Genomic DNA, 10,549 nt, shown 5'->3' on the forward strand with positions numbered 1-10,549 from the left:
ACGGCGTAAGTTTGTGTGGCCTTTGCGCTGGGGGCCGGCGACCACTTGGGACTCGATCCAATACCCCAGGCTAAGACAGCCTTGCCTCCGGGGACTCACTTTGAAGCCACACAACACTCCCTCAATCCTCACTGACGAGGAGTTCGAGACCATGATGAGTTAACTTCGGCACGGCAGAGCGCTGGATGCTTGAGCGACTGTTACTGAACCGTGCCCAAAAGCAGCTCGGTGTCGTTCAGTCGGAACAGCAATGGTCGACTGATCGTCGTCAACCAATCGACGATGGCAATCACTGAGCCCAATCATGTGGCGGCTCAGCAACCGACGCCCACGACGAGCTCTTTAAGAGTAGTAGACGCATCTGCTTGATACGGTTTGTCCTACTTTGAGGCTGTAGATCTCCGCATTTATCCAGGTAGTGAGGATGCGGCCTCCATCAGTTTCTGAGTCATCACTGACCGCCTGTACGCATGCAACGTAACACCTTGCTCGCCGAGGCCAGCGCGAAGTACCCACCGATGAAATATTCGAGCAATTCTCACCATCTCCAAAGGCCCAGGCCCAGTGCGACGTGTGAAAAGCAATCCGCCCGGAACAGCGTTCGAAAATTCCACGCTCCGCAAAACTACAGATTGTGTATGGGAGTGACTGTCTCGACGAGAAGATTTGGGTGCAGCCAGAAATACGGTTTTACCTACTCCGTGTTTTGCTCCAGAAACATCGAGCGCTCGAAATCCTAATGAAAGCAGTTCGTGCAGTGCCATCTCCATTTCCTGGCCAGAGTAGCGCGCTGCAATGGCGATTTGATTTAACTCGTCAGGAGTCAAGGCCCGTACTACAAGAGGGCGAGCCTGGGATTTGCCAAGGTTGGAAGATTTTTTAGTCATCTTGATTCCAAAAAAGCTTGCGATCTGCCGTTGGGGAAAATTCGGTTAGAAGTGATTAGTTATCTAAGTGCTGGTGCGCAAAATTGTCAATATTTGATTTTAGTTAAGTTGAGTGTTGCTCTTGCCCATCCCCCTGGCGCAGGGGCCAGCCAGCGCGCTGCAGCTCGACCGGGTGTGCTAACAGAGCCTATCTAGAGAATCGTTACACTATAATATTTATATATATCAATAGTTTAGCCTGTTATTGGCTTTGCGCTGAATCCAGCAGCGAGCCCTTTCGTTGGGTTTTGCCCAAATTGGGCAAAAACCATCACCTGAGGTTGAGCCTACTGTAGCGGGTGCTCAATCAACGCTATAAAAACATGCATCAGCAGATGCATGGATGTGAACAGATAAACAATATTTCTCAACTTTAAAGTTCCGGCCAATATGACGCTGGATAATATATGCAAGGTAAAAAATAGTTGCCATGTCGAATAATAGATGCTAGGTATGATATAAAGAATTAATGTTAGTGGCCATGATAATCACAACCGCGTATTCATATTTTCCAAGTGTTAATTTTTCAGCAAGTGAGTTGACGCAGGCTCGCAATTTTTTTTCTGACCATAAAGTCAGGACTACCTTGGATCAAGGGTTAAGATTGTTTGATATGTTTATGGTCGTTACTAATTTGAAGCGAGAAGATTTAGATGACGAGCTAATAATGTCTAAATTTTGGGGCTTTCTATTGGTGGAGACCGATGTTGCTTATCACCATGCTTGGTTGCTATTGACTAAGGTCAGGCATGTTGCGCACCTGCTAGGCATCAATGTTGATAGATTTCGTGATATTTGTGGCGCAAAAAAGGAGAAGGAATGTCGGCTTGCATATTCCAGGGTGCCAAAAAATTACATCAAGCTTAAATACTATAAGGGCTGGTGGGTAAAATATCATGATGATAAGCCGATATTTATAAACTTGGTGGCAGTGCACCATCAATATGGTGAAGGCTTGTGTGAGAAGATATATCGGAGATGTAGGGACTACATACAAAAATTTCCGAAGACTACTGGGATCTCAAAAAATAGAAGTATCTCGATGTTGATGAGGGCTGTAACTGAGCATTTCTGGAATGTCGAAGAATTGCGCCTCCTTGACAATCCTTTAGAAATGCACGATTTTTTTTCCACAGCTTTTGACATCGAATATGATCGCTGGGTACGTAAAGGATTTAAGTCCAAGGTTTTCATGAGTGATTGGCGTGCGATGATGCTAGTTGTTGAAGAAGTTTTCATTGCGCATGGCTTCTTGCCAGAAAAGTTATTTGACTTCAAGTTTCATGAGTATGCGGAGCTGGTAGGGAATAATCCGTTTCAATCTCAAGGAGAAGACAAAGGCATTGTCAGTTCTATTACTGCTATTCCTTTGCATATTCAGAATGAGGACGCTGCGCAGAAGTTATATCATCAAATAAATAATGATGCTGCGAAGCTGAGAGCTGCTTGTGAAGCAGCTAGAGCAGCCACGCTTGCCAACCACAGGCGCCGGATCGAAGCGAGCAAGGTTGACGTAGACTCGCCTGGTTTTTCTGATACTTACAGTAAGGAAGAGCAGTCGTACATTATTCTTTGCAGGAAATGGGCGCAGCGACCATATTTTACTGACGATGATCGGGAATTCGAAAATTACTTTGGTGCACGTAAAACCTATGTGAGAAATACGCTGGGACTGCTGGATAGCACGACGTTGCTACCCTTTATTTATCTTCTAATTCTTGAATGCCCTAGCATTACAGGCTCGTGGTTAAATAAGCATCGTGTCACAGATAAATTCGGACAGAGATTTGGGTTTGATGATGAGCTCAACAGCGCTGTGAGTTCTAAACCCAGGAGAGGGGCGAAACTAGCGCGTCAGATAGTTAGGTCAACACCGAAGGCGCGAGAGTTGTTTCCTGAAATATATGAGCTGACAGCTGAAGCACGGGAGTATTTAGAGCGCGAGAATGATCCAGCTCAACACTACACTTTTCTGAGCACGGCAACAGGTATAACACGGCCTAAAAGGATTCCAAATATCAGAGGAATGGCTGTTCAAGGAAATGGGCAATCATTGCTGGCTATGCGTATTTTGGATCAATTTGGTGATCAAGGGACGGTGATGCTTAAACGAATTTCCTTGAAAAGAGTGAGGGTCACCGCAGCCGTAATCGTTTATTTTCAAACAAACAGCGTGCAAGCCATGTCAGAGGCTTTGGGGCATGAAGACTATAACGCCAAGCTCATTGATAAGTATTTGCCAAAAGCGATACGTAAGTTCTATCTCGGGAGATGGATCCGGCTGTTTCAGAATGGAATGATTCTTGAAGCATTCCAAGGGACTCAATACTTGATGGAAGTAATGGACGTGAATTCACTCGATGAGATGAACGAGTTTATTCGCCTTCACAAGTTAAAACCATTGCCCCCTCAACTTACCTTGGAGAACTGGCTTCCTGCAGACCAGCGCAATCCCTCCCAAACACAGGCTGAAGGCGTCCTGCCGGTAGATTACGGTATATCGACTTTTATGATCTGCATTGATCACGTAATAGTTCAACTGCAGAACGCAGGGCGTGAGGTGCCGCAGGAGCTTGAATCATGGCAGCTACATGCGGCGTTCACACGGCATGCTGTGGAGCTTTACAAAAGAGGTGAACTGGAAATTATTTCTGATCAGGTTGCCACCATCTTGTCCAGCATAGAACTATCAATTCCTCTCGTAGCAAATATTTACCAATGGATTGGTTTGGAGTATTTGGAGAAAGCATGAAGGATTCTGAAGAAGCCAAGGATTATAAAAATGACGGTGTTCTTGAAGAAGCTCAAGCCGATCTTGGCTCAATGCGCTATTACGAACGAAGGCTGTATCTTAAGCAGTTAAGAGATCAAGGAGGATTTGGCGATCTGGAAATGGACTTCCCCAGTTGGCTGGTTGAAGGTACGTCATTCGAATCCAATGTGTGGGAATGCCGCTTCGGAAGCGAAGGCAATTATGTAAGAATGTCTGTGGATTTTAACGTAAGCTTAGAAGATGGTAGTTTGCTTACGGAGGCTGCCAATGCTCAGCTGCTGAGGGGGTTCAAGGCCTTCTTGGTTGTGCAGTTGCATCCCAGGTACAACAATAACCAAAGGCGGCAAGGTGAAACAGAGGCCGAGATATTTAAATGCGGCCTTAAATTTGTCGATCACATACTGATGAATGGTGAGCGATTTCAGCTATCGAAGCTGGGGCTTAACTTGATGAGGAAGGTAGACTTTACGGACTACCTGATTAATCACACGAAATATCCCGCATCTACCTACCTTTACAGTTATCCAACCAGGCTTGCAGTGCTTCTAAGGAAAGTGTCTGCCGGTATCATGCATAGTGATATTGAGTTGATCGCTGAAAGTTTTCCCTTCCTGGATGATATTCCCCCGGAGTGGGAGCGCGAACTAAATTTAGATGATGGCGAGTTATTGCGTGCGCGTGCTTATATTTATGATAATGCCTTGTACAAAAATGCACTTGGAGTAAGGCAGTACAATTCAGCCATCTTTACACAAATCCTGTACAGAAATACGCTAGCTGGTAAAAGCCTGGTGCCGAAGACCTTTCCTGAATTAAATGAAGGTTTCACTTGGAAGACCGAGTTTCCGCCTGTCCCTGTTCGTAACGAGAGCACAGTTCCGGTTTCCAAAAAAATGCTGAGTAGGCATTTTAACGCTGTGCGACTAATGGGCTTGGCGCAACAGTTGGTATCCGGGTTGAATTTTAATCTGAAGGTGCTAGCCAAAGTAACTTATCGCTCAGTATATAAAAGGATTCCAAAAAAGGTTGAGGGGAATTTTCGCTCCTTGCCAGGAGAGGTTGTGTACAAGTTGATTCGCGACTCGCACGTGTATATTAGAAACAATGCGAGGGCAATATTCTGGAATGTTATTGCTCGCGCCATTGATAATAAGGTGCATGGCAGATATATCAAGGCGAATCACCGATCAGCTTGTAATGACAGAATTCGGCGCGGAATGATCTCGAATGCTGATAAGTACGAGTGTTGGCTTACGCCGTTCTCAGAACGAGATGAGGAGTACTATGATTATTTCAGGTCTGATAAAAGTCTGCATGACTCATTTGTAACACTGATGGGGGCTTATTTAATCATACTCGGTGCGCTAACTGCAAGAAGGCAAGGGGAGTTGCTGGGGATGATGGAGGGCAATTGTTTAAAGCCAAATAGAAACCCCAACCTTCCCGAAAACAAATGCATACAGTACGAAATTGGCTTCATGGCCGGAAAAACAGGTGATCGTCATGCAAAGGAGTTTCTGACTGTACCCATTCCCAGGTTGGTAGCGAAGTTGTTGTGGACACTTAAGGCAGTACATCAGGATTGTGTTCGGCTGGATTTGATTCCAAAAAATACTCCGCTACTTATTTTTGTTCGGCCTGATAATTTAAGCTTTAGGCAGATGTGCCCCACAACCTACAATGCGTGTTTGAGTACTATTTGTGATTTCACCCAAACACCCACGGTCATCTTGGAAAGCGGGCAAGTAGCACGTTTCTACGTCAGGCAGCACCAATTGAGGCGCTTCTTTGCCATGGCTTTCTTTGCGGCTGCTGGGTTCAAAGATCTCGATGCTCTCCGTGCATTTTTGGGGCACAGTGATATTCAGCACCTTTATACATATATAGTGGAGATTACGCCAGGTGCTATGCTTCAAAGTGTGAAGACGGAAGCCCTTGCGAAAGCCGTGTTAGCTAAGGATTCGAGTATTGAACACCTTAATACTGTCAAGTATGCATTGTGTAAGATGCATGTGCTTCACGATATGAGCATTAAGACCATCCCTGAATTACGCATGATTTTGGAGAAAGCTGCTGCATGTGAGGATGCACCCAGTGCCGAGGAGCTGGCCAAGTTATCTGATTCCGAAGTTTACTCAAACCTTAAGCATCTTGTAGCTTCGAAATTGATTGACCTTGTTCCTACACGTGCGCGCCTGATGACCAGCGATGGTGTGCAAGCCGATATCCATCTGATGGTGAGGGTAAATCATTGATGGATGGCAAGCGTAGGGCCACCAAAGCCTCAGTTGTCCAGCTGATTGAACTGCTGACCCAAGCAGCAAATACACCTTCCGAATTTTCACAAGATGACCTCCTGCGGGAAGCTGTCAAAACTCAAGTGAAACTGGCTGCATATTGCAACGAGGAACGAGGTATTGTCGGATGTAGCCTTAACACTTTCAAGGCACTGGCTTGCACTCTAGGGGAGGGCTTTACAGGGGTTGAAGCCTTAAGGGTTAAGGCCGAAAAAGCCCTCAGTCGACGTCCTAGGGCACGTGTCACTAACTCTCGCAGGGATTTGCAGGAGAAGAAGGCTAACCTTGAAAAAATTATCGCATCTCAAGATCGAGATTTGCAGCAATTAAGTCTTGTGGTCAGCGAAATGAAAAGTCTCTGCAATCACTTGGTTGATCTGGACTTGATTGATAGGAAAGCCTATTACGAACTTGAAATAAGCAGAATCAATCAGATGCTGCAGAAAAGGAGGAAATAAATGGCTGGCTCACAGTTGCATCGCCCACTTGCTCCCGGAGCCAAGCTGAAGGCCGGATTGACCTATGATGCCGATATAGGGGAGGGCGCTGAGGGCATTCCATGTTTTTATTGGACTAATGGACAATATTGCTTTGAGGTGAATTCGTACATTCTACATATGTGGGTCAATGAGAAAAAGTCCCTGACCAATAAAGGTGGTTCGCTCAGGCAAGATTGCATGCAACTCAGCCATTTGATTAGGTTTGTAGAGAAGAACCGACTTAGTTTCCTGCGGCTGACTGATACTTATTTTACGATGTTTATAAAGGGATTAAGCGCAGGGGTAGATGAGGACGGTGAATTAGCTCGTCAATCCAGTATCGTGCGATCTATTGGCTCGCGCTGCTTAGATTTCTTGTCTTACTGCGGTGATTTTTTTGACTTTCCGGATTTCGTGGCGCTTGGCGGAGTCATTCGTGGAGTTAAAGTGGATGCCGCCATGCGAAGTAAGCACATGTCGACCTACCGTCGAATCTCTTGGTATCATCACTCTTTTCCTGTCTCCTCAGAAGACGGGCGCAGAGAGCCTGTTACCGACAGTTCAATAAAAGCTCTGAGGATCGCTGCCAGAAAACAGCCATTACAGAAGGGCGCGAGATCCAAGGTAATTATTTCGGTGCTGATAAATACTGGGTGCAGGCGTATAGAGGCCGCTCGCATCACTGTGCCGGATATTATGGAGGCATACCGTTCAAATCTAAGTCATCCATTATTACGTGTGCCGTCCGCTAAAGGTCATAATGAGTATCGATTTGTGCCTGTGCCGCACGTAGTTCTTAAGTCCTGGGTCGACTACATAACAGACTTTCGGAAACCTATGATTGACAAATGGTGTGCTAGGCATAAGCAGAAATTCGATGATCATGGCTTTCTTTTTATTTGTGTAAAAAGTTGTCAGCCGCTCTGCATAAATACACTGACGAATGAAATTGGCGACCTTAAAAAGCTTGCTGGTCTTGAAGTGCGTTCTCACCCTCATATGTTTCGTCATCGTTTCATCACGGACAAATTTAAAGAACTCATTCTTCAGTACGATCTTCAGAATACTGATGTGATGCGCCGGGCCCTTGCCAATTCTGAAGTGATCAAACGGGTGCTTCAGCAATGGTCAGGGCACAAGCTCACGGAAAGCCTGGATCGCTACATTCATCTTGCGTTCAACGAATTGGCCCGCATGGAGAAGGTGGTAGAAGGGGTGTTCGTTGAGGCGTCTGTGAAAGCCCTGGATGCATTGCTCGAAGAGTATTACGAGGACTGGCAAGCGGGGCTGATCTCTGCGCAAGAACAAGCAGAGCGGACGAACAAGGCCGTGAAGGACTTCCTTCGCACCCGGGGTTCGCGTTGACCAAGCTGGTGGACTGCTCGCCTGTAAAAGATCTCCGGAGAAGATGAGACTTACGCCTTGGAGGCGAATGCTGCACCAATGGCTGTCAGGGCCCACCGGGAGCTAAGTCTGTACTCAGGGCGCGCTCCTGGCCCCTTTGTACCGCGCTCAGCCGTCATGGCATTATCGAGCCAGACGAAGGAAGGAACAATGAAGTTCAAGGGAAGAGATGGAGTAGAAGTCACGATCCCAGATGGATGCCATGGATTGCAAGGTCGCGACGGACGCATGGTTGGGATCAGGCCGGGCGGTCATGGCCTTCAAGGTCGAGATGGAAGGATGGCTGCAATTCCCAAGGGTGGTCACGGCCTTCAGGGGAGGGATGGGCGTATGGTCGCGATCCCCAAAGGTAAGCACGGCGTGGAAAATGAGAAAGGCAGGATGCAGGCGAAGGGTTAAGCGGCAGGGAGGGGATTGGGGTAGGGCGACTTTGAGAGAGGTTCAGGAGCAGTGAGTTAGGTCGATTATCGCGGTTATTGCATTATCTACTCCCCTGAGTAGGCTTCGAGATCGATGTCAGTACCCGCTCAAAGCACTGGAGTTCGATGTTGAAGAGGGTAGGGTTTTGATCGAAATCGGGGGGTTAAGTGGTTCGTCTAGGAAAACGTTGAGGTCCTGCATGCGCGTTTCCAGTCGTTCTATCAGTGGGACGAACTATCGCATTGTCGGCGACTAATCAGCTATTGGTTTGTTGCGTAGGATTGTCTCCATTCCGTCGCCGCCGGCGATTCTTTCAGGAGAACCCACATGAAACTGTTGCACATCGATTCGAGCATTCTCGGCGACAACTCGGCTTCCCGTCAGTTGAGCCGTCAAGTCGTCGACGCCTGGCAAGCTGCCGAGCCGAGCGCCGTAGTCACCTACCGCGACCTGGCCGCCGATGCGATCAGCCACTTCTCGTCGACCACGCTGGTTGCCGCCGGCACCACCGCCGAACTGCGCGACGCTGCGCAACAGCACGAAGCCGAGCTGAGCGCTTCGACCCTGGCCGAATTCATCGCGGCCGACGCCGTAGTCATTGCCGCGCCGATGTACAACTTCACCGTTCCAACCCAACTGAAAGCGTGGATCGACCGCGTTGCCGTCGCCGGCCAGACGTTCCGCTACACCGAAGCCGGCCCTGAAGGCCTGTGCGGTGGCAAGAAAGTGGTGATCGTGTCGACTTCCGGTGGCATCCACGCCGGTCAGGCCAGCGGCATCGCTCACGAAGAATATCTGAAGCTGGTACTGGGCTTCCTCGGCATCACCGATATCGAAATCGTCCGCGCTGAAGGTCTGGCCTATGGCGAAGAAGTGCGCAACAACGCCATGAGCGCTGCGCAAGCGAAGATCAGCGAGCAACTGTTCGCCGCGGCGTAAGGCTTGCGTAAAGAACAGCTGATGTTCAGGTAATCCCCCAAAAACTCTGTATTCTGGTTCCGCAAGGGCCGAATACGGAGTTTTTTGTTTCTGGCTGTTACATAATCTGGCCCGGGTTATGCAGTTTCAGCACATCCGACGATGTGGTCCAACAGGGTAGGGCATTCATGAGGCATCTTTGTGCACTGTTGCTGATTTGCCTGCTGGCCAGCCTGAATTCAGTGCAGGCCGCACCGGGGCGGCACCCTGTCTGGAGCGTCGGTTATCACGAGATGACCTTTCTCGACCCGCTCGATCTGCAACCGATGCGCGCCATCGCTTTTTACCCGTCCAGTGACCGTGAGCACATGAGCTTGCTTGAGGGCTATTCGGTCGAGGCTGGAGAAGACACCAAAGTCGCGATCGGCCGCTTTCCGATGTTGATGCTGTCCCACGGCAACACCGGTACGCCGCTGGCCCTGCATGACTTGGCCACTTCACTGGCGCGCAAAGGGTTTGTCGTGGTGGCGGTGATTCATCCCGGCGACAACTGGCGCGACCACAGCCGACTTGGCACGTTGAGTAATCTCTACGGGAGGCCAATCCAGATTTCCCAAGCGATTACCGCGACCCTCGCCGACAACATGCTGGCGCCGTTCGTCAATGCTGATCAGGTCGGTGTGATCGGTTATTCGGCCGGTGGCGAGACCGCGCTGATTCTTTCCGGGGCGCAACCGGATCTGGATCGTCTGCGCCGCTATTGCCAGGAACGCCCGGACGATCACGACGCCTGCAACACCCAGGGCGAGCTGATTGTCGATCGCGATGACTTGCAGCCGGTGGCCGATCCACGGGTTCACGCGTTATTGCTGATGGCGCCGCTGAGCCTGAAGTTCGGCCGCCACACCCTCGCCGATGTGCACGTACCGGTGCTGCTCTACAGCGGCGACGGCGACAAACTGGTGGCCTTCGATAAAAACGCTGCGGCTTTGGCGCGCAAACTGCCCACTGCGCCGGACTTCAAACTGCTCGCCGGGGCAGGGCACTTCGTGTTCATGGCGCCGTGCACCGAAGAGCAGATCCGCGCCATGCCGGCGTTGTGCACCGATGCCGACGGGGTGGATCGCGAGGATATTCATCGCAACCTGATATCCGAGGCCGGACGGTTTTTTGCCCATGCGCTGGGCAGATCGACACGGGCGGGGATGCAGACGGCGGATCAATAACTTCATCACCGCCACCAATTCCTGTAGGAGCTGACGAGTGCAACGAGGCTGCGATCTCTTGATCTTCAAAGCAAAATCAAAAGATCGCAGCCTCGTTGCACTCGTC

Annotated in this window: 6 protein-coding genes; all 6 read left to right on the forward strand. The window is 49.2% G+C overall.

The genetic code is table 11. From position 1 onward, the window contains the following. The first annotated feature begins 1,407 nt into the window (after positions 1 to 1,407). The 6 genes from QMX86_RS17775 to QMX86_RS17800 all read left to right on the forward strand — a co-directional run bounded on the left by QMX86_RS17775 (position 1,408) and on the right by QMX86_RS17800 (position 10,443). Positions 1,408 to 3,678 (forward strand): hypothetical protein, encoded by a 2,271-nt coding sequence (locus QMX86_RS17775; RefSeq protein ID WP_282383538.1) that lies wholly within the window; start codon positions 1,408 to 1,410, stop codon positions 3,676 to 3,678. Further along, positions 3,675 to 5,954: a hypothetical protein gene (locus tag QMX86_RS17780; RefSeq protein ID WP_282383541.1), complete on the forward strand. Its 2,280-nt coding sequence runs from the start codon at positions 3,675 to 3,677 to the stop codon at positions 5,952 to 5,954. Before QMX86_RS17775 ends, QMX86_RS17780 begins: the two co-directional genes overlap by 4 nt. Next, positions 5,954 to 6,454: a hypothetical protein gene (locus QMX86_RS17785; protein ID WP_044287139.1), complete on the forward strand. Its 501-nt coding sequence runs from the start codon at positions 5,954 to 5,956 to the stop codon at positions 6,452 to 6,454. Before QMX86_RS17780 ends, QMX86_RS17785 begins: the two co-directional genes overlap by 1 nt. Then, positions 6,455 to 7,840, forward strand: a complete 1,386-nt coding sequence (locus QMX86_RS17790) for a tyrosine-type recombinase/integrase (RefSeq protein WP_282383548.1) — start codon at positions 6,455 to 6,457, stop codon at positions 7,838 to 7,840. It begins immediately after the preceding gene. Positions 7,841 to 8,626: 786 nt separating this feature from the next. Then, positions 8,627 to 9,238 (forward strand): FMN-dependent NADH-azoreductase, encoded by a 612-nt coding sequence (locus QMX86_RS17795; RefSeq protein WP_016774691.1) that lies wholly within the window; start codon positions 8,627 to 8,629, stop codon positions 9,236 to 9,238. Positions 9,239 to 9,405: 167 nt separating this feature from the next. Next, entirely contained in the window at positions 9,406 to 10,443 is a 1,038-nt protein-coding gene (locus tag QMX86_RS17800; protein WP_071172407.1) for a dienelactone hydrolase, read from the forward strand. The last annotated feature ends 106 nt before the right edge of the window (positions 10,444 to 10,549 follow it).

Source organism: Pseudomonas sp. PS01270, assembly GCF_029959775.1.
Lineage (GTDB): Bacteria > Pseudomonadota > Gammaproteobacteria > Pseudomonadales > Pseudomonadaceae > Aquipseudomonas > Aquipseudomonas atacamensis.

What these genes read in the sequence shown, in the direction of transcription:
- QMX86_RS17775 (WP_282383538.1), top strand. Translation starts at nt 1,408, where the DNA reads ATGATAATCACAACCGCGTATTCATATTTTCCAAGTGTTAATTTTTCA.
- QMX86_RS17780 (WP_282383541.1), top strand. Translation starts at nt 3,675, where the DNA reads ATGAAGGATTCTGAAGAAGCCAAGGATTATAAAAATGACGGTGTTCTT.
- QMX86_RS17785 (WP_044287139.1), top strand. Translation starts at nt 5,954, where the DNA reads ATGGATGGCAAGCGTAGGGCCACCAAAGCCTCAGTTGTCCAGCTGATT.
- QMX86_RS17790 (WP_282383548.1), top strand. Translation starts at nt 6,455, where the DNA reads ATGGCTGGCTCACAGTTGCATCGCCCACTTGCTCCCGGAGCCAAGCTG.
- QMX86_RS17795 (WP_016774691.1), top strand. Translation starts at nt 8,627, where the DNA reads ATGAAACTGTTGCACATCGATTCGAGCATTCTCGGCGACAACTCGGCT.
- QMX86_RS17800 (WP_071172407.1), top strand. Translation starts at nt 9,406, where the DNA reads ATGAGGCATCTTTGTGCACTGTTGCTGATTTGCCTGCTGGCCAGCCTG.